This is a genomic window from Nitratireductor sp. OM-1 (genome assembly GCF_003296175.1).
In the GTDB taxonomy this organism is placed as follows: domain Bacteria; phylum Pseudomonadota; class Alphaproteobacteria; order Rhizobiales; family Rhizobiaceae; genus Nitratireductor; species Nitratireductor aquimarinus.
This window is the reverse complement of the sequence record NZ_CP029208.1, coordinates 3079507-3102576: the sequence shown is the minus strand read 5'-3', so window position 1 is coordinate 3102576 and position 23070 is coordinate 3079507. Positions and strand designations below refer to the sequence as shown.

The 23070-nt window shown below is 61.5% G+C and carries 19 protein-coding genes and 1 tRNA gene; 15 read left to right on the top strand and 5 right to left on the bottom strand.

Annotated elements, in window-relative coordinates:
* Positions 1-34: 34 nt before the first annotated feature.
* From DEJ54_RS14825 to DEJ54_RS14815, 3 genes are read left to right on the top strand one after another with little or no spacing between them, the layout of a single operon-like run.
* Entirely contained in the window at positions 35-976 is a 942-nt protein-coding gene (locus DEJ54_RS14825; RefSeq protein ID WP_113155253.1) for an alpha-E domain-containing protein, read from the top strand.
* 10 nt (positions 977-986) lie between these two features.
* A complete protein-coding gene (locus DEJ54_RS14820; RefSeq protein ID WP_113155252.1) occupies positions 987-1781 on the top strand; it encodes a transglutaminase family protein in 795 nt (264 codons plus the stop codon).
* A 34-nt stretch (positions 1782-1815) separates the two neighbouring features.
* Entirely contained in the window at positions 1816-2544 is a 729-nt protein-coding gene (locus tag DEJ54_RS14815) for a proteasome-type protease (RefSeq protein ID WP_113155251.1), read from the top strand.
* A gap of 22 nt (positions 2545-2566) precedes the next feature.
* Here the strand turns inward: DEJ54_RS14815 and DEJ54_RS14810 are convergent, their stop codons facing one another.
* On the bottom strand, positions 2567-2980 hold the full coding sequence (locus DEJ54_RS14810; RefSeq protein ID WP_113155250.1) for a DUF4864 domain-containing protein: 414 nt from the start codon (positions 2978-2980) through the stop codon (positions 2567-2569).
* Positions 2981-3174: 194 nt separating this feature from the next.
* On the opposite strand from DEJ54_RS14810, the gene DEJ54_RS14805 reads away from it, so the two are divergent.
* The 9 genes from DEJ54_RS14805 to DEJ54_RS14765 all read left to right on the top strand — a co-directional run bounded on the left by DEJ54_RS14805 (position 3175) and on the right by DEJ54_RS14765 (position 13087).
* Complete coding sequence (locus DEJ54_RS14805) at positions 3175-3948, top strand: DeoR/GlpR family DNA-binding transcription regulator (protein WP_113155249.1); 774 nt, start codon at positions 3175-3177, stop codon at positions 3946-3948.
* A gap of 98 nt (positions 3949-4046) precedes the next feature.
* Positions 4047-5582 (top strand): glycerol-3-phosphate dehydrogenase, encoded by a 1536-nt coding sequence (gene glpD / locus DEJ54_RS14800; protein ID WP_162742315.1) that lies wholly within the window; start codon positions 4047-4049, stop codon positions 5580-5582.
* A 165-nt stretch (positions 5583-5747) separates the two neighbouring features.
* Positions 5748-7244: a glycerol kinase GlpK gene (gene glpK / locus DEJ54_RS14795; RefSeq protein WP_113155248.1), complete on the top strand. Its 1497-nt coding sequence runs from the start codon at positions 5748-5750 to the stop codon at positions 7242-7244.
* Positions 7245-7375: 131 nt separating this feature from the next.
* Positions 7376-7451, top strand: a tRNA-Lys gene (locus DEJ54_RS14790).
* 139 nt (positions 7452-7590) lie between these two features.
* Complete coding sequence (locus DEJ54_RS14785; protein ID WP_162742314.1) at positions 7591-7815, top strand: hypothetical protein; 225 nt, start codon at positions 7591-7593, stop codon at positions 7813-7815.
* Positions 7816-8110: 295 nt separating this feature from the next.
* A complete protein-coding gene (locus DEJ54_RS14780; protein WP_113155246.1) occupies positions 8111-8869 on the top strand; it encodes a cytochrome c biogenesis CcdA family protein in 759 nt (252 codons plus the stop codon).
* A 73-nt stretch (positions 8870-8942) separates the two neighbouring features.
* On the top strand, positions 8943-10298 hold the full coding sequence (glmU, locus tag DEJ54_RS14775) for a bifunctional UDP-N-acetylglucosamine diphosphorylase/glucosamine-1-phosphate N-acetyltransferase GlmU (protein WP_113155245.1): 1356 nt from the start codon (positions 8943-8945) through the stop codon (positions 10296-10298).
* Between the two features lie 139 nt (positions 10299-10437).
* The gene (gene glmS, locus DEJ54_RS14770) at positions 10438-12261 is read left to right on the top strand and encodes a glutamine--fructose-6-phosphate transaminase (isomerizing) (RefSeq protein WP_113155244.1); all 1824 of its coding nucleotides are present in this window, start codon (positions 10438-10440) and stop codon (positions 12259-12261) included.
* 121 nt (positions 12262-12382) lie between these two features.
* Positions 12383-13087 (top strand): DUF502 domain-containing protein, encoded by a 705-nt coding sequence (locus DEJ54_RS14765; protein ID WP_113156307.1) that lies wholly within the window; start codon positions 12383-12385, stop codon positions 13085-13087.
* On the opposite strand, the gene recG is transcribed toward DEJ54_RS14765, so the two are convergent.
* Complete coding sequence (gene recG, locus DEJ54_RS14760) at positions 13039-15147, bottom strand: ATP-dependent DNA helicase RecG (protein WP_113155243.1); 2109 nt, start codon at positions 15145-15147, stop codon at positions 13039-13041. The genes DEJ54_RS14765 and recG overlap by 49 nt on opposite strands.
* A 50-nt stretch (positions 15148-15197) precedes the next feature.
* Between recG and DEJ54_RS14755 the strand changes: the two genes are divergently transcribed.
* Together DEJ54_RS14755 and mfd are read left to right on the top strand one after the other, a co-directional pair.
* The gene (locus tag DEJ54_RS14755; RefSeq protein ID WP_315900365.1) at positions 15198-15557 is read left to right on the top strand and encodes a succinate dehydrogenase assembly factor 2; all 360 of its coding nucleotides are present in this window, start codon (positions 15198-15200) and stop codon (positions 15555-15557) included.
* 12 nt (positions 15558-15569) lie between these two features.
* Positions 15570-19073: a transcription-repair coupling factor gene (gene mfd, locus DEJ54_RS14750; protein ID WP_113155242.1), complete on the top strand. Its 3504-nt coding sequence runs from the start codon at positions 15570-15572 to the stop codon at positions 19071-19073.
* Positions 19074-19108: 35 nt separating this feature from the next.
* Here mfd and DEJ54_RS14745 read toward each other — a convergent pair whose 3' ends face one another.
* Both DEJ54_RS14745 and DEJ54_RS14740 read right to left on the bottom strand, forming a co-directional pair.
* Entirely contained in the window at positions 19109-19792 is a 684-nt protein-coding gene (locus tag DEJ54_RS14745) for a DsbA family protein (RefSeq protein ID WP_162742313.1), read from the bottom strand.
* Positions 19793-19802: 10 nt separating this feature from the next.
* A complete protein-coding gene (locus DEJ54_RS14740; protein ID WP_113155241.1) occupies positions 19803-21635 on the bottom strand; it encodes an extracellular solute-binding protein in 1833 nt (610 codons plus the stop codon).
* A gap of 285 nt (positions 21636-21920) precedes the next feature.
* Between DEJ54_RS14740 and DEJ54_RS14735 the strand changes: the two genes are divergently transcribed.
* Entirely contained in the window at positions 21921-22544 is a 624-nt protein-coding gene (locus tag DEJ54_RS14735) for an invasion associated locus B family protein (RefSeq protein ID WP_113155240.1), read from the top strand.
* Positions 22545-22618: 74 nt separating this feature from the next.
* Here the strand turns inward: DEJ54_RS14735 and hspQ are convergent, their stop codons facing one another.
* Positions 22619-22951: a heat shock protein HspQ gene (hspQ, locus tag DEJ54_RS14730; RefSeq protein ID WP_204360814.1), complete on the bottom strand. Its 333-nt coding sequence runs from the start codon at positions 22949-22951 to the stop codon at positions 22619-22621.
* Positions 22952-23070: the final 119 nt, after the last annotated feature.

Sequence of the window (23070 nt, the reverse complement as noted above, 5' to 3'; positions counted from 1 at the left end):
GGCTGTGCTATGAGTGGAAGGAGCAAGGGCTGACATGCTTTTGGGGCGCTCTGCGAACGGTCTCTACTGGATGGCGCGCTATATCGAGCGGGCGGAGAACATGGCGCGTCTGGCCGACACGGGGCTCCGGCTGGCGCTGACCCAGAACAATGCCGCCTCCGATGAATGGGCCTCGGTTCTCACCAGTGCCGGCGTGCGCGATCTGTTCGAAGAGACGAACGACAATTTCGATACGGCGACGGTGACGAACTTCCTGCTCCGCGATACGGACAATCCCTCCAGCGTCCTCTCCTCCATCGACACGGCGCGCATGAACGCGCGGATGGTGCGCACGGCGCTGACGCGCGAGACTTGGGAAAGCGTCAACGAAGCGTGGATGGCGCTTCATCGCATGCTCAAGCACCGCGTGGACGAACCCGATCTGCCGGTCGTTCTTGATGCGGTGAAACGGGAAACGGCGCTTATTCGCGGGGCGTTTCAGGGCACCATGCTGCGCAACGAGGTTTTCGACTTCGCGCAGATCGGCACGCTGATCGAGCGGGCCGACAACACGGCGCGCATTCTCGACGTGAAATACTATGTTCTCCTGCCTTCGGCCGCCTGGGTCGGTTCATCGCTCGACAACAGCCAGTGGCAGACCATTCTGCGCTCGGTTTCGGCGCTGCGGTCCTACCGCTGGACCTATGACGGCGATTTCAATCCATCGAAGATTGCCGATTTTCTGATCCTCAATCGACGCATGCCGCGCTCGCTGGCCTTTTCCTATCGCGGCATCTGCGATTCCCTCGATTATCTGGCCGACGAGTATGGCGAACGCCAGCCCTGCCACGAACTTGCGCATGCCCGCCTGACCCGGCTGAAATCGGCCGACATTGCGGATGTCTTTGATGACGGGCTGCACGAGTTTCTGAGCGACTTCATCCGTGACAATGCGGCGCTGGGCAACCAGATCGCGGCAGACTTCCGCTTTTATTGAGGAGGGTCGCATGCGCCTCAGGATCACGCATCATTCAGAATATCGCTACGACGCCCCGCTCGTCTACGCGCTGCAGCGTCTCCGCCTTGTTCCCCGCAGCGGCCCGACGCAGGAGGTGATCGAATGGTCGCTTCGAACCGATGGCGCAGCGCAAGAAGTGCAGTTCATCGACGGGTTTGGAAACGACACGCGCCTTATCAGCATTGATGGCGAACCCCATACAATCGTGATCGAGGCTTCGGGCATCGTGGAGACCCGTGACACCGCCGGCGTGACCGGCCGGCATCAGGGGCTCGCGCCGCTCTGGCTGTTTCAGCAGGAAACCACGCTTTGCAGCGCGGGTGACGGCATATCCGCGCTGGCAAAGCGAGCAGAAGGCGAAACGGATGTCGAGCGCCTGCACAGCCTGATGGCGCTGGTGCGCGAAGAGGTGGCCTACCGGATCGGAACAACGGATGCGGGAACGCCTGCCGAAGAGGCGCTCACAAACGGCCAGGGCGTGTGTCAGGATCACACACATATCTTTCTCACGGCGGCGCGCCTGATGGGCTTTCCCGCGCGCTATGTGAGCGGCTATCTGCGCATGGACGATACGGACGAACAGGCGGCGAGCCATGCCTGGGCGGAGGCGCATCTCGACGGACTGGGCTGGGTCGCATTCGACTGCTCCAACGGGATTTCGGCGGACGACCGCTATGTGCGCGTGGCGACCGGCCGCGATTACCGCGACGCCATGCCGATTATGGGGATCAGGATCGGCATGGCGCAGGAAGAGCTTGCGGTTCAGATCACCGTCGAGCAGTAATCTATCCAGACGAAACTGAAGAGGCACAGTCCGCATGACCTATTGCGTCGGGCTGAAAACCCATGAGGGGCTGGTGTTCATGTCCGATACGCGGACGAATGCCGGCGTCGACAACATCTCCGTTTTCCGCAAGATGCATTGCTGGCAGAAAGAGGACGAGCGGGTTCTGGTTCTTTTATCGGCGGGCAATCTGGCGACCACGCAGGCTGTTGTCAGCCTGCTGGAAGAGCGGACCAAGGCCCCCGACGAGCGCACGCCATCCATGCTCGAGACGCCGTCCATGTATCAGGCCGCACGCCTGGTCGGCGACACGGTGAAGGAAGTCATTCGCCAGTCCGCGCCAGCGGGTCAGAGCGCTGACGCTTTCGGAGCCTCGTTCATTCTGGGTGGACAGATCTGCGGGATGGAACCGCGTCTGTTCATGATCTACCCGGAAGGCAATTTCATCGAGGCGAGCGCGGATACACCGTTCTTCCAGATCGGCGAGACCAAATACGGCAAGCCCATTCTGGTGCGCGCATTCGATACCGCAATGAGTTTTGAGGAGACGGTGAAGCTGCTTCTCGTCTCCTTCGATTCCACGCTTCGCTCCAACCTGTCGGTCGCGCCGCCCATAGACCTTCTCTATTACGAGCGGGACAGTTTCCGCATCGGATATGAGAAACGCATCGAGGCGGAAGATCCTTATATGCGCACGATTTCAGAGGGTTGGTCGCAAGCGCTGAAGTCTGCGTTCAAGAGCCTTCCCGACTTCACGCGCTGAACGAACCTTGCCGTGAGCCGGATCAGATCGCGAGCGACGCCGCTTCCCTGAGGCTCACGCCGGTGATGCGGAACGTGCCGTCTGCCTGTCGCTTCAGCGTGTAGACGGCTTCGTAGTTCCTGCCATTCGGTGCGGTTGTCAGAACACGCTGCATGATGGTTTCGCCGGAAAGCTCCACGGCCTTGTCGAATGCAAGACTGCGCGGGCGGTAGACAGGCTGATAGCCCTGCCTGACCATCGCCATGAAGCGCTCCAGTGTCGGGAACATGCGCTTGATGTTGGGGGCGGCATAGGAATAGGCGCGGGCGTCGTCGCCGGCGATGAACGCCTCGATCTGCCCCTTGATGGATGATTGCGCTGCGCGGATTTCTGCCTCACCTGCAAAAGCGAAAACGGGTGTCAGGCAGATAAGGATGGTCAGTAACAGTCGTTGCATGATCGCTCCTCCACTTGAACGGCGGCCACTTGAACGGCGGCAGACAATCACGGCTCTTTTCAAAGGCAGCCGCGCCGCCTGTCTTTCAGTTACGTAAGAAAATAGGGGATGGTTTCGTTCTTGCCAGCTGAAGGGCGCGCTTGCTCAATGTTCGTTTTTAGTTTTAAATATCGAAAACGAACATTGGAGTGGGCATGAACAACACTTTTCTGACACCGCGACTTTCCGAGATACTCGATCTGGCGAAGGAGCAGGGTCGCGTTCTTGTCGACGATCTCGCTGCCCATTTCGATGTCACGCCGCAGACCATCCGCCGGGATTTGAACGAACTCTGCGAAAAACGTTTTCTGACCCGCATTCATGGCGGCGCACTGATGCCGTCCGGCATCGAGAACATGGAATATGAGGCACGGCGCAAGATTGCGGCCGATGAGAAGCACGCAATCGGCCAGGCCGCCGCCCGTCTGATCCCCGACAAGGCGTCGCTCTTCGTGAATATCGGCACGACGACCGAGGCAGTCAGTGATGCACTTCTGGATCATGAAGGGCTTCTGGTCATCACGAACAACATCAATGTTGCCAACAGGATGCGGGTTTATCCTACACTGGAGGTTATCATCGCTGGCGGTGTTGTGCGCGGATCAGATGGCGGTGTTGTCGGTGAAGCCGCGGTGGACTTCATCCGTCAGTTCAAGGTCGATTATGCGGTGATCGGCGTTTCTTCCATCGATCAGGATGGCGCCTTGTGCGACTTCGATTTTCGCGAGGTGAAAGTGGCGCAGGCGATCATCGCCAATGCCCGTCATGTGATCCTGGTTTCGGATTCCACCAAGTTCGAACGTAGCGCGCCGGTGCGTATCGGGCATTTGTCTCAGGTGCACACCTTCATCACCGACCGCTGCGCCGCACCTTCCATGCGCGCGCTCTGCAAGGAAGCAGGTGTGCAATTGATTGAGACCGGTGTGTAACCGGAGTTTCATTTTCGTTTGACATTCGTTATGCTTTCAAAATAATTCCTTTTTGAATTGGCTATTGCTGATTACCCCGAGTCTTGAAGGAGAAGAACGTGTCCACTTCCCAAACCGATCCGTCCGCGATCTACGACGTTTTCGTTGTTGGCGGCGGGATCAATGGTTGCGGGATCGCGCGCGACGCCGTCGGGCGGGGCTATTCCGTCTTTTTGGCGGAGATGAACGATCTGGCCAGCGGCACGTCTTCCGGTTCCACCAAGCTCATTCATGGCGGTCTGCGCTATCTCGAGCATTATGAGTTCCGCCTCGTGCGCGAGGCGCTCATGGAGCGCGAGGTGCTTTGGCGCAACGCGCCGCACATCATCTGGCCGATGCGCTTCGTCCTGCCCGTGCACAAGGGGCTGCGTCCGGCTTGGCTCGTGCGGCTTGGGCTCTGGCTCTACGACCATATTGGCGGCCGCAAGCTTCTGCCCAAGACCGCGACACTGGACATGCGCACCGATCCGGCGGGAAAGCCGCTCAAGGCCGATTACCGCCGCGCTTTCGAATATTCGGACTGTTGGGTGAATGATGCCCGCTTTGTCGTGCTCAACGCGCGCGACGCGGCTGATCGCGGCGCGGAGGTGCGGGTGCGCACCAAAGTCATGCGCGCCGAAGACGAGAATGGCGTCTGGAAGGTGCAGATCGAGGATCTGCGGACCGGTGAGCAGGAGACCGTGCGTGCGCGCTATCTGGTGAACGCCGCCGGCCCCTGGGTGGATCACATCATCTCCGGCGTTCTTCGCCAGAACGATGTTCACAATGTGCGTCTGGTCAAGGGCAGCCACATCGTCACGAAGAAGAAGTTCGACGATCCGCGCGCCTACTTCTTCCAGAACGCCGACGGGCGCATCATCTTCGCCATTCCCTATGAGGAAGACTTCACCCTCATCGGCACCACCGATCAGGACTATGATGGCGATCCGAAGGATGTCGCCATCAGCGATCAGGAAACCGATTATCTGTGCGCCTGCGCCAGCGAGTATTTCGCCGAACCCGTCACGCGTGACGATATCGTCTGGTCTTATTCCGGCGTGCGTCCGCTCTATGATGACGGCGCGTCCAAGGCGCAGGAAGCAACCCGCGACTATGTGCTGAAGGACGAGGCCGGCAAGGCCGGCGCTCCGATGCTTCACGTGTTCGGCGGCAAGATCACGACCTATCGCAAGCTCGCCGAATCCGCGCTGGAGAAGATCTCTGACACGATTGGCGCAAAGGGACGTCCGTGGACGCATGCCGAAGCGCTGCCGGGTGGCGCGTTCCCTGCCGACGGATATGACGCGCAGGTGGACAGGCTCGTGGCGGACTATCCGTTCCTTGAGCGCGGCCATGCCGCACGCCTCGTCAGGCTTTACGGTCTGCGCGCCTGGAACATGCTTGGCAAGGCAGAATCGACGGAAGATCTGGGCCGGCATTTCGGCCACGATCTCTATGAGGCCGAACTGCGCTATCTGGTCGATCACGAATGGGCCGTCAGCGGTGAGGATGTGCTCTGGCGGCGCACCAAGCGCGGCCTGCACATTTCTGCAGAAGAAGCAGCGGCCGTCGACGGCTTTATGCAGACGCTTTCCGAAGCGCAGAAGGCCGGCTGAACTTAAATTGCCAGCGCGGCGATGAACTACTTCGGCCGGACAGGAGCCAGACCTTGACGGATCAAGGCGTGGTCGTGTCTGGATGAGGAGGGCCTGCGCCAGTTTTGATGCGCCGGTTTCAAGTCGCCAGTTTCAAGGCGAATTACAGATACACCCGGAGGAACCATGAGCGGCTACATACTGGCAATCGACCAGGGCACCACATCCAGCAGGTCGATCGTTTTCGACAGGGCCATGAAAGCCGTGGCGACCGGGCAGAAGGAATTCCCTCAGCATTTCCCAAAATCAGGCTGGGTGGAGCATGATCCCGAAGACATCTGGGACAGTGTCGTCTCCACCGTCCATGACGCGCTGGAAGAAGCGGCGCTGACTGCCGGCGACATCGCCGCAATCGGCATCACCAATCAGCGCGAAACCATTGTGGTCTGGGAGCGCGACACGGGCAAACCAATCCACCGGGCCATTGTCTGGCAGGACCGCCGCACCGCGCCGCTGTGCGAAACGCTGAAAAAGAAGGGACTGGAAGAGACCTTCACGGCCAAGACGGGGCTTCTGCTCGATCCCTACTTCTCCGGGACCAAGCTTTCCTGGATCCTCGATCATGTGGAAGGCGCACGGGAGCGGGCGCGGAACGGTGAATTGCTCGCCGGGACCATCGACACATTCTTGATCTGGCGACTGACCGGGGGCAGGGCGCATGTGACCGACGCCACCAACGCCTCACGCACGCTTCTGTTCAACATCGAGACCAATCGCTGGGATGACGAACTGCTCGAAATCCTCGATGTGCCGAAGGCGCTCCTGCCGGAGGTGAAGGACAGCGCCGATGATTTCGGCGTAACGGAGAAATCGCTTTTCGGTGCCGAAATCCCGATACTCGGCGTTGCCGGCGATCAGCAGGCAGCCGTGATCGGTCAGGCCTGTTTCGAGCCCGGCATGCTCAAGGCCACCTACGGCACCGGCTGCTTCGCGGTCCTAAACACCGGCGAGACGATGGTGGCCTCGAAGAACCGTCTTCTGACGACCATTGCCTATCGGCTGAACGGCAAGACCACCTATGCGCTGGAAGGCTCGATCTTCGTGGCCGGTGCGGCGGTTCAGTGGCTTCGTGATGGTTTGAAGGTGATCGATCAGGCAGCCGATTCGGGTGCGCTTGCCGCCGAGGCCGATCCAACCCAGAACCTCTACCTCGTGCCCGCCTTTGTGGGGCTGGGGGCTCCCTATTGGGATGCCGAAGCGCGCGGCGCGATCTATGGCCTCACGCGCAATTCCGGTCCGGCCGAATTCGCCAGGGCAACGCTCGAATCGGTGGCCTATCAGACGCGCGATCTTCTCGACGCCATGCGCAAGGACTGGCAGGACGACAGCGCCGAACACACGGTTCTGCGCGTGGACGGTGGCATGGTCGCCAGCGACTGGACGCTGCAATGCATCGCCGACATGCTGGATGCGCCGGTGGACCGGCCAACCCAGCTTGAGACGACGGCGCTCGGGGCTGCATGGCTTGCCGGATCGCGGGCCGGGGTCTGGTCCGATTCTGAGGCCTTCGCCAAAGGATGGGAGCTCGACCGGCAGTTTCAGCCCAAAATGGACGAATCCGAACGCGCGGAGAAGCTGAAAGGCTGGCGCGATGCGGTGCGGCGCACGCTGAGCACCACCTGAAACCCTTGCAGACAGGGCGGTTTTGGGCCCGGCGAAAAAAGTCGGGAGATAGACGCTTTTTTCCGGTTGACCATGGATAAGCGTCTATCTATGTTCCGCCCACTTTCCGGGGTTCGCCAGAACCCGCACGGGAGCGCGTAGCTCAGTTGGTAGAGCAACTGACTTTTAATCAGTAGGTCCAGGGTTCGAGCCCCTGCGCGCTCACCACCATTCTCCAAAAGATCACCGTTCTCCTTCGGGCAAGTTTTTGCCCTTGCCGCATGTTCGTTTGGGCGTCGACGCGCTTGATTGTCTGCAGCTTCCTGCCACGGTCGGGCAGTTGAATTCATCGCTCGGGAGTGAGGGCATGCATATTCGCAAGCAGATATTGAACCGCGATGGCGAGATTGTGCACAATGAGACGTTGAGGCAGACCGCCCATACCCGCGAAGCTGCAATTGCCATGATCACGCAATGGCAGCAGGTTTTTCCGGTGCACGGTTACAACGACATAGACGACTATTGGTGGGGCCGTCAGACCGATGGCGAATTTCGTCTGAACAGGTGGTTCATCGAAGGAGCGTCAGATTGAGCGGTCCCCTTGCGAGAGGGTGGCCACAAGAATCATTGCATTCGACAAGGTTTGACGGTTTCCCACAACCGCCCTTTTCACCAGCAGGTTCAGGCGTCGAACGCTGAACGCTCTTGACCCTGCTTCACAACATCAACACGCGTCTTCGGTGCATCGCTGCCGTGTTGCCTTTCCCCATGGGGCGACCCTATGCCACGGAAAGGTGATTGGCCTCATCCATCGCGCCTGCCTATATGGGCTCCATTGTTTCTGCGCGCGCATGAGCGTGCTGTGATTGTTGTATTGAGATTGAAGCATGGCGATTGATGTCGGATATTTGAGTGCGGCCGGTGCGGGAGCGCTGTCGTTTTTATCTCCCTGCGTTCTGCCGCTTGTGCCGCCTTATCTCTGCTACATGGCCGGCGTTTCCGTTGAGCAGTTTCAGGGCGAGGCCGAAGGCAAGCCGGCAGGAAGCTCCGGCGGCGCAACGCGCTTTGCACTCTTCACCGCTTCGCTTTCCTTCGTGCTCGGCTTCACCACCGTGTTCGTCATGCTGGGTGCGGGCGCTTCGACCATCGGTGCGGTCCTGCGCGCATGGCAGCAGGAACTCGCCATAGCCGCCGGCATCGTCATCATCATCATGGGGCTCAACTTTCTGGGTCTGGTGCGCATTCCCTTTCTGTCGCGCGAGGCGCGTTTTCAGTCCGGCGGAAAGCCCGCCACGAGGCTTGGCGCATATATCATGGGGCTGGCCTTCGCCTTTGGGTGGACGCCCTGCATCGGGCCGGTTCTGGGGCCAATCCTCACGCTGGCCGGTGGGCGCGAGACGGTTGGCGATGGCGCGCTGCTTCTTGCCGTCTATTCGCTCGGCCTTGGCGTTCCCTTTCTTCTCGCTGCACTGTTTTCGGGCAGTTTCATGCGCTTCCTGTCGCGTTTCCGCATGCATCTCGGCCGCGTTGAGAAGGTCATGGGCGCGCTTCTCGTTCTTGCCGGCGTGCTCTTCCTGACGGGCGGTATGCAGTCCATGGCCTTCTGGCTGCTCGAAACCTTTCCGGCGCTGGGTAAACTCGGCTAACCCTCCATTGGTGCCGCGCTGACGGGATGCTAAGAGAAAGCGAATCGTCAGAAGCAGAACGGGTTTCCAGTCCATGAGCGAACGCACCTGCCTTTCCGTCATTCTCGCAGCCGGCGAGGGGACGCGGATGAAGAGCGCCACACCGAAGGTGCTGCACAAGATTGCCGGGCTGGAGATGCTCGGTCACGTGACCCGGGCGCTGGACGCCGCTGGCGCCGGCGACAAGGCGCTGGTCGTGGGCCATGGTGCGGAAGCCGTGTCGCGTGCTGCTGAAGGCTTTGCGCCGGGCGCGGAAACCTTCATTCAGGCAGAGCGGCTCGGCACCGGCCACGCTGTTCTGGCGGCCCGCGCGGCCATTGCCCGCGGTTATGACGATGTTCTGGTCACATTCGGCGATACGCCGCTCATCTCACTCGACGCGCTTGCCGCGCTGCGCGCAGGGCTTGCCGCCGGCGCGGATGTGGTCGTGATGGGGTTCCGCACCGAGCGCCCCACCGGCTATGGCCGCCTGATCGAGGACGGCGATGCGCTTGTCGCCATCCGTGAGGAAAAGGACTGTTCCGACGAAGAGCGCAGGATCACCTTCTGCAATGGCGGCGCGATGGCGCTTGCAGGCAGCCGCGCGCTTGAGCTGCTCGACGCCATCGGCAATGACAACGCCAAGGGCGAGTATTATCTGACGGACGCCGTGGAGATCGCCGCCGGTCGCGGCCTGACCGTGCGCGCCATCGAGGCCGATTACGAGAGCGCGCTTGGCATCAACAACCGCGCCGAACTCGCCGGTGCCGAGAGCATCTGGCAGAACCGCCGCCGGCGCACCGTCATGCTCGACGGCGTGACGATGATCGACCCGCAGACCGTCTATTTCTCCCATGACACGGTGATTGGCCGCGACACGGTGATCGAACCCAACGTGTTCTTCGGTCCGGGCGTAACGGTCGGCGAGAATGTAACGATCAGGGCCAGCTCGCATCTGGAGGAAGCGCGTGTCGATGAAGGCGCATCCGTTGGTCCGTTCGCACGGCTGCGGCCGGGGGCGGAGATCATGGAAGGCGCGAAGATCGGCAATTTCGTCGAGATCAAGAAGACGCGCGTCGAGCCGGGTGCGAAGGTTCCGCATCTCTCCTATGTGGGCGATGCGCGTGTCGGTGCGAAGGCCAATCTTGGCGCCGGCACCATCACCTGCAATTATGATGGCTTCTCCAAGCATTTTACCGATATCGAGCCGGGCGCTTTCATTGGCACCAACTCGGCGCTCGTCGCGCCGCTAACGATTGGCGCGGGCGCCTATGTGGCCTCCGGCAGCGTGATCACGGAATCGGTTCCGGCCGATGCGCTGGCCTTCGGGCGTGCCCGCCAGTCCAATCGCGCCGGGCTCGGAAAGCGCCTGCGCGACCGTCTGGCAGCGATCAAGGCGCGGCGTGGATAAGCCTGAAATGCCGGCGTCTCAGACCCAGATTAGGCTTGATACGAATTGAAAGACTTGTTGATTTTCATCCAGTTCCCGGGCGTTCTAGAACGCCTGCGTGAATCGGGGTTTTAGGTTTGGTGGGAGGCTGAGAAGCCATATGTGTGGAATTGTAGGCATTGTCGGGCAGACGCCGGTTGCGCCGCTCATCGTCGACGCTCTGAAGCGGCTTGAATATCGCGGCTATGACTCTGCGGGCGTTGCGACGCTCGACCACGGTCAGCTCGACCGCCGCCGCGCCGAGGGCAAGCTGGTCAATCTGGAAAAGCGCCTCGGCGAAGAGCCGCTCGGCGGCATGATCGGCATCGGCCACACGCGCTGGGCCACGCATGGCGTTCCCAATGAGGCCAATGCGCACCCGCATTTCGCCGAGGATGTGGCTGTCGTTCACAATGGCATCATCGAGAATTTTGCCGAGCTGCGCGAAGAACTGAAGCGCGACGGCGTCGTCTTTGCGTCGCAGACCGACACCGAGGTGGTCGCCCATCTCGTGGCGCGCGAAGTAAAAAACGGCGCATCGCCGCAGGATGCGGCCTTTGCTGCGCTCAAGCGTCTGCGCGGCGCATTCGCGCTCGCCATCATGTTCCGCGGCGATGAAGACCTGATCGTTGGTGCGCGCAATGGTCCGCCGCTTGCCGTGGGCCATGGCGAGGGCGAGATGTATCTCGGCTCCGACGCTATCGCTCTTGCGCCCTTCACCAACGCCATCACCTATCTGGAGGATGGCGACTGGGTGGTGCTGCGCCGCAACGGGATGGAGATCTTCGACATGGCCGGCCAGCCGGTCGAGCGTGCCCGCCAGCAGTCGGTCGGCACCAGCCTTCTGGTCGACAAAGGCAACCACCGGCACTTCATGGAAAAGGAAATCCATGAACAGCCGGAAGTCATCTCCCACACGCTTGCCAACTACCTGAACTTTGCTGACGGTACGGTGGCCGATTTCGATCTGCCGTTCGATTTCGCAAAGATCGAGCGTCTGGCAATCTCGGCCTGCGGCACCGCCTATCTGGCCGGCCTTATCGGGAAATACTGGCTCGAGCGTTATGCCCGCTTGCCGGTCGATATCGATATCGCCTCGGAGTTCCGCTACCGCGAGATGCCGCTGCCGAAGAACAGCGCCGCCCTGTTCATCTCGCAGTCCGGAGAGACCGCCGACACGCTGGCGTCGCTGCGCTATTGCCGTGAAGAGGGCATTCCGATCTCGGCAATCGTCAATGTGCGCGAATCGACCATCGCCCGCGAGAGCGACGGCATTTTCCCGACGCTCGCCGGGCCCGAGATCGGCGTTGCCTCCACCAAGGCCTTCACCTGCCAGCTCAGCGTGCTTGCAGCGCTTACGCTGAAGGCCGCCAAGGCGCGCGGAACGATTTCGCCGGAGGAGGAACAGGCGCTGGTGCGTGAGCTTTCCGAAGCACCGCGTTACGCGTCTCAGGCGCTCAAGCTCAGCGCCAGCATCGAGAAGGTCGCGCGCGAGCTTTCGCATGTGCGCCACGTGCTCTATCTCGGACGCGACACGAACTATCCGCTGGCTCTGGAAGGTGCGCTGAAGCTCAAGGAGATTTCCTACATTCACGCCGAAGGCTATGCCGCCGGTGAGCTGAAGCATGGTCCCATAGCGCTGATCGACGAGCAGATGCCGGTGATTGTGATCGCGCCGCATGACCGCATTTTCGAGAAGACGGTCTCGAACATGCAGGAAGTCGCTGCGCGCGGTGGCCGCATCGTTCTGATCACGGATGAGAAGGGCGCACAGAACGCCACGCTCGAAACGCTCGAGACCATCGTTCTGCCGGATGTTCCCGAGTTCGTCGCGCCGATCATCTATGCACTGCCGATCCAGATGCTTGCCTATCACACGGCAGTCATCATGGGCACGGATGTCGATCAGCCGCGAAATCTGGCGAAGTCGGTTACCGTAGAATAACGAAAGGAGGGCTGTCATACGGCGGCCCTAATTTCTATTCTAATGTCCAGCCTGGTGGCGTAGTGTCCACCGGGCTGCTTCCCGTTAATTCGCCACTCTTGAGGCCCGTTCCCACATCATGATGACTCGCCTGCGCAACTATTTTCTTACGGGTTTCATTGTCACTGCGCCGCTCGCAATCACGGCCTATCTGGCCTGGTCGATGATCGGATGGGTGGATTCATGGGTCAAACCCTACATTCCCTTCCGCTACAATCCCGACAATTACCTGCCATTCGCCCTTCCGGGCTTCGGTCTGATCGTGGCGCTTGTCGTGATCACGCTGATCGGTTTCCTGACAGCAAATTTCATCGGTCGCACCATCGTCAACACCGGTGAAAACATTCTCGGGCGCATGCCGCTGGTGCGCAGCGTCTATCGCGGTCTGAAACAGATCCTCGAAACGGTTCTTTCCGAACGCTCGGACACGTTCAAGAAGGTCGGTCTGATCGAATATCCGCGCAAGGGGCTCTGGGCGCTCGTCTTCGTTGCCACAGAGACGCGCGGCGAGGTGCAGGCAAAGGTGGATGACGATGCAGGCCAGACCATCGCCGTGTTCCTGCCGACAACGCCGAACCCAACCTCCGGCTACCTGCTGTTCGTCCCGAAGCAGGATGTGATCGAGCTCAAGATGACCGTGGAAGAGGGCGCAAAGCTCGTGATCTCCGCCGGTCTGGTTGCGCCTGAATATCAGCAGCAGACGGCAGCGCTGGCTGCCGAGGCGATGAACGCTGACGCTCAGCCGGCGCGCAAGAGCCGCACGGCTTCATCCCGCCCGAACAAATAGAGAAGCAGCCTCAGCGCTTCACCGCGCGGGGTCTGTAGCTCCGGGTCGCGCGACAGGATGAGCCGCGCATCGTCACGCGCGGCCTGTAGCAGGTCCACATGCGCCTCGATGCGGGCCACCCGGAAACCGGGCGTGCCCGACTGTTTGGTGCCGAGAAGATCGCCTTCGCCACGCAGTTTCAGGTCTTCCTCGGCGATGACGAAGCCGTCTTCGGTTTCGCGCATCACTTCCAGCCGCCGGGTGGCGGTCTGGCCGAGCGGGCCCTTGTAGACGAGCACACAGGACGAGGCGAGGGCGCCGCGCCCCACGCGTCCGCGAAGCTGGTGCAGCTGCGCCAGACCGAAGCGCTCGGCGTGTTCGATCACGATAATGGTGGCGTCGGGCACATCGACGCCCACTTCCACCACTGTGGTGCCAACCAGAATGCGCGTTTCGCCTGCCTTGAAGGCGCGCATCGCCTCGTCCTTCTCGGCAGCCTTCATGCGACCGTGAATGAGGCCGACCGCGCTGCCGAAGACCTTTTGCAGCGAAGCATGCCGGTCCTCCGCCGACATCAGCGGCAATTCCTCCGATTCATCGACAAGGGGGCAGATCCAATAGACCTTCTGGCCTTCCTCCAGTGCCTTGCGCAGCCGGTCGACCAGTTGCGGCAGGCGCTCCACTGGCAGCGTCACCGTACGGATGGGCTGGCGGCCCGCCGGTTTCTCGGTCAGGCGCGAAACATCCATGTCGCCGAATGCCGAAAGCACCAGCGTGCGCGGAATGGGCGTCGCCGTCATGACCAGCATGTCGGGCGCGTTGCCCTTGGCGGTCATGGCGAGCCTCTGGTGCACACCGAAACGATGCTGCTCGTCCACCACGGCCAGCGCCAGATCTCTGAACTGCACGGTTTCCTGAAAAAGCGCATGGGTGCCAATCACGAAGTCGACTTCGCCCGATGCGATATCATCAAGAATGCGCTGGCGCTCCTTGCCCTTTTCCCGGCCCGTCAGAACGGCAACGGAGAGGCCTGCCGCCTGCGCCAGCGGCGTGATCGTCGCGGCGTGCTGCCGGGCGAGGATTTCCGTCGGAGCCATGAGGGATGACTGTCCACCGGCTTCGGCGGCGCGCGCCATGGCAAGCAGTGCAACAACGGTCTTGCCCGCACCCACATCGCCCTGAAGCAGCCGCACCATGCGCTCTGCGCTGCCCAGATCCGCGTGAATGTCCTTGACGGCCTCCTCCTGCGCGCCCGTGAGCGTATAGGGAAGCGCCGCACGGATCTTGCGCTCAAGGCGTCCATCGCCCGTCAGCGGCCGGCCGGAAAGGCGCTTCACCTTCGCCCGCACAAGCGCCAGGGAGAGCTGCCCTGCCAGAAATTCGTCATAGGCGATGCGCCGCCAGAACGGGCTTTCAGGCTGCACGTCTTCGGGCGTCTGCGGATCGTGAAGCCGCTTCAGCGCGTCTGCGAAGGGCGGCATCCCGTTGCGCGACAGGAATGCAGCATCCTGCCATTCGGGCATGTCTGGAAGGCGTTCAAGCGACTGGCCGATGGCGCGCCGCAGCACCTTTGCCGAAAGGCCGGCCGTCAGCGGATAGACTGGTTCGAGCGCCGGCAGCGTGTGCGCCTCGGAAAGCGGCACGATGAAATCCGGGTGCACCATCGATGCGCGCCCGTTGAACCATTCCATGCGGCCACTCACCAGAACCTTCTCGCCCTCCGGCAGGATCTTTTCGATCCATGGCGCGCGGGCATGGAAGAAGGTCAGCGAAATCTCACCTGTGTCATCGAACGCGAAGACCCGGTAGGGCACGTTCCTGCGCCCCTGCGGCGAAGGATGATGGCGGCCCACTGTCACTTCAAGCGTGACGATCGCGCCCTCGGGCGCTTTGGCGATGCCCGGCCGGTTGCGCCGGTCGATCAGCGAGTGCGGCAGAACGAAGATCAGATCGCCGACGCGCAGCTCACGGCCAGCGGCGTCGCCCGGCACGATATTGGCCAGAAGATCGGCAACCTTGGTCCCGACGCCATCGAGCGTCGTGACAGGGGCGAACAGGGGATCAAGAAGTGAAGGGCGCATGGTGTCATGATTAAAGCCCAAATTCGGCGACGCAAGGCTGACAGACGCTCATGCACACGCTATATCCGCCCGGGCGACCGATCACCGCAGATCATGCCGCAGACCATGCCGCAGACCATGAAGGCCAGACCATGACAGGCACCACCCGTTCCAGCCACGATCTCGACCCCCGCCGCCGCCGCGCCCTGGTGCGCTCCTGGCGTCGCGGAACGCGCGAGATGGATCTCGTTCTCGGCGGTTTCGCCGATGCGGAAATCGATCGTCTCAGCGATCAGGAAATGGACGAGCTGGAAACCATTCTGGATGTGCCCGACACCCGGCTATTCAAATGGGTGACGGGCGAAACGCCGGTGCCGTCGGAGTATGACACACCACTCTGGAGGCGCATTCTCGCCTCGCGGAGCCGCTGAGGCACGACGCTTATGAGCCTGATGACTGCTTTGAAACTGCCGCGCGAGGGCATTGGCGCGGTAACGGTGGACGGTGTTGCCGACGGCTTTGAAGCCTTCGCACTGGCAACGGTCGCGCGTGAGATCGCCCCCAATGGGCCGGTGATCTTCGTTCTGCGCGATGGCCAGCGTCTGCCAGCACTCATCGACACGCTGCGCTTTGCCGATCCGGGCTTGCCCGTGCTCGACCTGCCGGCTTGGGACTGTTTGCCCTATGATCGCGTGTCGCCGGGCGGCGATGCGGCTGCGCGCAGGCTTGCAGCCATGAACGCCATGGCGGATCTGCGCAAGAACCCGCACCGCGCCATTGTCATCGTCAGCGCGAACGCGCTCTTGCAGCGCATGCCGCCGGCAGATCAGATCGGCGCGCAGGGCTTCTTCGCCAAACCCGGCAATCAGGTGGACATGACCGCGCTTACGGGCCGGCTTGAGACCAGCGGTTTCGAACGCGTGTCCACCGTGCGCGACGTGGGCGAATATGCGGTGCGCGGCGGCATTCTGGACCTTTTCGCGCCCGGCTGGGACGAAGCGCTGCGGCTCGATTTCTTCGGCGACACGCTGGAATCCATCCGCTCCTTCGATGTCGCCACACAGCGCACCACCGGTCAGCGCACCGAGATCGCGCTTCAGGCGATGAGCGAGATCACGCTGACGCCCGAGGTTATCAGCCGGTTTCGCCGCAATTACATCGAGATGTTCGGTGCGCCATCGCGTGACGATGCGCTTTATGCCGCCGTCAGCGAGGGCCGGCGTTTTGCCGGCATGGAGCACTGGCTGCCGCTTTTTCACGAACGCCTTGAAAGCGCGCTGGATTATCTGCCCGATGCGCCCGTTATCTTCGATCATCTGGCCGAGGAAGCGCTTGGCGAACGTCATGCGCTGATCATCGATCACTATGAGGCGCGGCGTGAGCAGATGGCGGGCAACGAGCTTGGTGGCGCGGTTCCCTACAAGCCGGTCAAGCCGGACACGATCTATCTCGATCCGAAGGAAGTGACAGCAGCAGGCGTAGAGCGCCGCGTGGTCCACTTCACCCCCTTCGCCACGCCCGAAACCAGCAAGTCGCGCATCTATCATGCCGGTTCCGAAGCTGGCCGCAACTTTGCCGAAGAGCGCGCCGACCCGAATGCCAATGTGTTCGACCACGCCGTGAAGCACATTGGCGACCTGCGCGCGAAGGGCAAGCGTGTGCTGATCGCCGGCTGGAGCGAGGGCTCCGCCGAGCGGCTTTCGCAGATCCTTGCCGAGCACAATCTGGGCAATGTGGCGCGCGTCGACACGCTGGCAGAGCTTGAAAAGCTGGAAGAGCGGCAGGCCGGCATCGGCATTCTGCCGTTGGAGTCCGGCTTCGAGACGGCGTCGCTGGCCGTCATCGGCGAGCAGGACATTCTGGGCGACCGCCTTGTCCGCCGCGCAAAGAAGCGCAAGAAAGCCTCTGATTTCATTTCGGAAGTCGCGGCACTCTCCGCTGGTGATATCGTCGTTCATGCCGATCACGGCATCGGTCGCTTCATCGGGCTCAAGACCATTGAGGCGATGGGCGCGCCGCACGACTGTCTCGAACTGCGCTATTCCGGCGATGACCGGCTCTTTCTGCCGGTTGAGAACATCGAGCTTCTGTCCCGCTACGGTTCCGACGGTCCGGACACCATGCTCGACAAGCTGGGCGGCGTGGCCTGGCAGTCGCGCAAGGCGAAGCTCAAGAAGAAGCTTCTGGAGATGGCCGGCCACCTGATCCGCATTGCCGCCGAGCGCGAAATGCAGAAGGGTATCAGGCTCTCCCCGCCGGACGGTCTCTATGGCGAGTTCGCCGCGCGTTTCCCCTATGAGGAAACCGACGACCAGCAGAACGCCATCGACGCCGTGCTCGACGATCTGGGGTCCGGTCGCCCCATGGACCGGCTGATCTGTGGCGATGTGGGGTTCGGCAAGACCGAGGTGGCGCTGCGCGCCGCCTTCATCGCCGCGATGGAAGGTCTTCAGGTGGCTGTGGTGGTCCCCACCACGCTGCTTGCGCGCCAGCACTTCAAGACGTTCCGCGAACGTTTCGCCGGTCTGCCGCTGCGCGTTCGCCAGGCCTCGCGCCTCGTTGGCTCCAAGGAGCTGGCCGAGACCAAGAAGGGCCTGACCGACGGCACGGTCGACATCGTGGTCGGCACCCATGCGCTTCTCGGCAATTCCATAAAATTCAAGAATCTCGGCCTGCTGATCATCGACGAAGAGCAGCATTTTGGCGTGAAGCACAAGGAACGGCTCAAGGAGCTGAAGTCGGACGTCCATGTGCTGACGCTTTCGGCAACGCCCATTCCGCGCACGTTGCAGCTGGCGCTGACGGGCGTGCGCGAGCTTTCGCTCATCACCACCGCGCCGGTGGATCGCATGGCCGTGCGCAGCTTCATCTCGCCGGTCGATCCGCTGGTGATCCGCGAAACCCTGTTGCGCGAACGCTATCGCGGCGGACAGAGCTTCTATGTCGTGCCGCGCGTTTCCGATCTCGCCGAAGTGCGTGAATTCCTCAACGAGCATGTGCCGGAACTGAAGGTCGCCACGGCTCACGGCCAGCTTCCGCCCGGCGAACTCGATGACATCATGAACGCCTTCTATGACGGTCAGTATGATGTGCTTCTTGCGACCACCATCGTCGAATCCGGTCTCGACATTCCGACTGCAAACACGCTGATCGTGCACCGTGCCGACATGTTCGGTCTTGCCCAGCTCTACCAGATCCGTGGCCGCGTCGGGCGCTCCAAGGTGCGCGCGTATGCGCTCTTCACCCTGCCGCCCAACCGCACGCTGACAAAAACCGCCGAGCGCCGCCTAAAGGTGCTTCAGTCGCTCGATACGCTGGGCGCGGGCTTCCAGCTTGCAAGCCACGATCTCGACATTCGCGGCGCGGGCAACATTCTGGGTGAGGAACAGTCCGGCCATATCAAGGAAGTTGGTTACGAGCTTTATCAGCAGATGCTGGAAGAGGCGGTTGCCGAGCTGAAGGGGGCCGAAGACGCCGCCGATACCGGCTGGTCGCCGCAGATCACGGTCGGCACGGCCGTCATGATCCCGGAAAACTATGTTCCGGATCTGCAATTGCGGCTTGGTCTCTACCGCCGCATTGCCGATCTGGAGACGCCGCAGGAAATCGACGCCTTTGGCGCGGAGCTTATCGACCGTTTCGGCCCGCTGCCGCAGGAGGTGGAGCACCTGTTGAAGATCGTCTTCATCAAGGCGCTTTGCCGCCGGGCCAATGTCGAGAAACTCGATGCCGGCCCCAAGGGCGCGGTTGTGCATCTGCGCAATCAGCAGTTTGCCGAGCCGGCGTCTCTGGTGCGCTTTATCGGCGAGCAGGGCTCGCTTGCGAAGATCCGCCCGGACCACAGCATCGTGTTCATTCGCGACTGGCCAACGCCGCAGAAGCGCCTGGCAGGCGCTGCCGTCATCATGACCCAGCTCGTGCGGCTGATCGAGGCGAAGGCGGCCTGATTTCTTAGGCTTGGGGTTGAAAGCGGCCTGATTTCTCAGGCCTGGCTGCTGTCGAGCGCGCCTTCCGCCTTGGCCTGCGCCACCTGGCGGATGGCGTCCGCCAGCGTGTCGGCCTCCTGTGCGCCCATCACCGCATAGCGTCCTTCGAGAAGGAAGCAGGGCACCCCGGTGACGCCCATCTGTTGCGCGGTGGCAATTTCCTGCTCGACCTCGGCCCGGTCGGCATCGGTTGCAAGCAGGGTCTCGACAACGGCCGCATCCATGCCTGCGTCCCGCGCAGCCTGAATGAGAACCGCAGGATCGCCGATATTCGCGCCTTCTTCGAAATAGAGCGCAAAGAGCCGGCCGACGAGTTGGTCCTGCACGCCGGGCTCAGCCGTCGCCGCCCAGCGGATCACGCGATGGGCGTTCAGCGTGTTGGGCGAGGTCCGGATCGCATCAAAAGCGAAATCGATCCCTTCCGCACGCCCGAGCTCATCGATCTGTGCATGCATCTGGCGAATGCGTTCCTCGTCGCCGAATTTGTCCATCAGATAGGTCTGACGGTCCTTGCCCTCGGGCGGAATGGTCGGGTCGAGCTGGAACGGACGCCAGCGCAGTTCCACGGCAATCTCGGGAACCGCCGCCAGCGCTTTCATGAGACGGGCCCGCCCCACATAGCACCAGGGGCACACGACGTCGGAAACAACGTCGATGGTTACGGGAAGGGGGCTCATCATTGTATCTGCCTTATTCTGCATCCGGCTTGTGCCACCACGTCTGCAGCTTGTAGCCGTAAAGTGGTGTTTTTTCCGGGTGGTCGAGGTCACTCCAGTAAGCGACCCATTCGTCATTGTCATGCTGCATCGGCACCACATAGGCGCCCGACATCAAAAGACGGTCCATCGCACGCACGGCAGCCGAATAATCGTCCATGTCACGCGCGTTCAGCATGGCGTCGATCATGGCGTCAATGGCCGGATCGGCCGCGCCCGAAAGGTTGAACGAGCCTTCTGCGCTTGCTGCGGCCGAACCCCAGCGGTTGATCTGCTCGGTGCCCGGCGACAGCGAGCCGGAGAAGCCCACGGAAGCAATCAGCATGTCAAAGTCATAGCGCTGTTTGCGCTGCTGGGCCTGTGAATCATCCAGAAGCCGGATCGAAACATCGATGCCGATTTTCCGCAGCGCGCGCTGGAACACGGCGGCCAGCTTTTCGCCTTCCTCGGACGTAACCAGAATTTCGAAGGTGAGCGCTTCGCCGTTTTCATTGACCAGCGCATTGCCTTCCAGGCTGTAGCCGGCCTCCTGAAGCATCTTCAGCGCTTCGCGCATCTGGTCGCGGCCGATTGGCTCGCCCGCCATTTCCATCTTGCCGTAGGTGCCGTCCATCACCTCCGGTGTCACCCGGTCGGCAAAGGGCTCAAGCAGGGCGCGTTCGCGTTCATCGGCCGGCTTGCCGAGAGCGGAAAGATGCGATCCCTGCCAGTAGCTCAGCGTGCGCTCATACTCGCCGCGCAGCACATTGGTGTTCACCCAGCCGAAATCATAGAGCTTTGACAGCGCGCGGCGCACGCGCGGATCGGCGAATTTCTCGCGCCGCGTGTTGAAGAAGAAACCGCTGACCGCAGGCGGAACGCCATTGGTGAAGGTTTCGCTGACCACCTTGCCCTCGCGGGCCGCCGGAAAATCGATACCGTGCTGACGACGCACCGGGTCGGATTCGGCATAGACCGAGCAGATGCCCTTCTTGAACGCTTCCACCATGGAGTTCACGTTGAGGAAGTACTCGATGGTGATCTTGTCGTAATTGTCGAAGCCGCGCTTGGAGGGAATGTCCTCGCCCCAGTAGTCCTGGTTGCGCGAAAACACGATGCGCCGGCCCGGGTCCACTTCCGAGATGCGGTAAGCGCCGCTGCCCGTCACCGGCTTCAGCGTCGTCTGGTCAAATGTCTCGATGTCGAAGGCGTGCTGCGGGATGATCGGCGTCATGGCGACGATCAGCGGGAATTCGCGGTCGGCCTTCTCGTTGAAGGTGAAGCGTACGCTGTGATCGCCGGTCTTTTCGATCTTCTCGATCTTGGCCGTGCGGCTGGAATAGGGCGGGCGGCCTTTCTCCGTGAACGCATCATAGGTGAAGATCACGTCTTCCGGTTTCACCGGCTTGCCATCCGACCATGTCGCATCCGGGTCGAGATTGAACTCGGCATAGCTGCGCGCCTCGTCCATCACCACGCTTTCGGCAAGCAGGCCATAGAGCGCGAAGGGCTCGTCGGCGCTGCGCATCATCAGCGGCTCGAAAACCAGATTGCCGAAAATCGTGTCGATCACGCCGCGCGCCGTGGTGCGCATGCTTTTGAGGATGAACGGGTTGAGATTGTCAAAGGAACCGACCACGCAATAGGTGACGTCGCCCCCCTTGGGCGCATCGGGATTTGCGTAGGGAAAATGCGTGTAATCGGCAGGCAGTGCAGGCTTGCCGTGCATCGCGATGCCGTGAACCGGCGCGTCTTCGGCGAGTGCCGCGCCCGAGGCGAGCATCGTTGCGGAAATGGCGAGAAGGAGAGATTTGGAGCTTGGGAACATCTACGCACCTTGGCCGGATTTATCTGGCGGTTCCATGATTCGTCGGCGAGCGTATCACACACAATGTGGCGAATGCGGCCACCGGGGGCGTTGCCGGACAAAGACGCGTGATCGTGTGATGTTTGCCGCACAGGTCGACAAAGTCCAGCGAAATGGTCCGTTGGGCTGGATTCGCGTTTCACGGCAGTGTAACACGCGCACAAGAGTCATGCTGTCGCCGCATTTTACAAACAGGTGACACATGAACAAATTTCTGGCGCTGTGCATTTAGAGGAACTGAGCCATATGAAAAGCCTGAACGCGAAAGCTACCCGCACCCTGTTCGCCCTTGCCGGCGCCGCTTGTGTGGCTGCCAGCGGAGTTGGTGTCGCCGCCGCGCAGCAGCAAGCGCCGCAGGGCTGGTTCAAGGCCTGCACGAAGCAGGAAGACGTCGACATCTGCAATGTGCAGAACGTTCTCGTTGCCGAGACCGGCCAGATGATCACCGGCGTCAGCCTCATCGAGGTCAAGGGCAAGGTGAACCGCAAGGTCTTCCAGATCACCGTGCCGACCGGCCGCATGGTGCCTCCCGGCATCGGCCTGCAGATCGATGGCGGCCAGACGCAGAAGATCGATTACGCGATCTGCCTGCCGGACCGCTGCATCGCCGAAGCTCCGCTGACCGATCAGCTGGTTGGCTCCTTCAAGCGCGGTTCGGAACTGACGCTCACCTCGGTGAACTTCCAGAACCAGCCGAACCCGATCAAGATGTCGCTTTCGGGCTTCACCGCTGCCTATGACGGTGATCCGATGCCGCAGTCCGACATTGAGGACCGCCAGAAGAAGCTTCAGGACTTCGTGAACAAGAACAACGAAGAGTTCACCGAGAAGCTCCGCGAAGCGCAGGAAAAGGCCAAGAAGGCCGAATAGCGCTCACACAGAGTTCAAATGAAAACAGGGCCCGCGAGGCCCTGTTTTTGTATGCGTGTGGTTCTGCGCTGGCGTCAGTGGTGCAGGCGCTCGCGCGGTTCGTAGTGGCCGTCGCCGGTCTCGACGAAGAACTCCGCCAGTTGCGGGTGCCGCACGGGCACGCCGGTCTCGTCCGGCATCAGGTTCTGTTCCGAAACATAGGCGACATATTCCGTCTCCTCGTTCTCGGCGAGCAGATGGTAAAAGGGCTGGTCCTTGCGCGGCCGCACGTCTTCGGGGATCGCCTGATACCAGGCTTCCGTGTTGTTGAATTCGGGATCGACATCGAAAATCACGCCACGGAAGTCGAACACCCGATGGCGGACAACCTGGCCTATGCGAAATTTTGCAGTTCCAATGTTTTGCATAATTATACCTCTGCCCCCTATTTGGCGCAGCCGTCGCCACAATTCAATCCCGCGACCTTGACGGGCAGGGGGCCTGCGCGCTAGCCGCGATGTCGGGCGTAACGCAGTCGAGCTGCTTC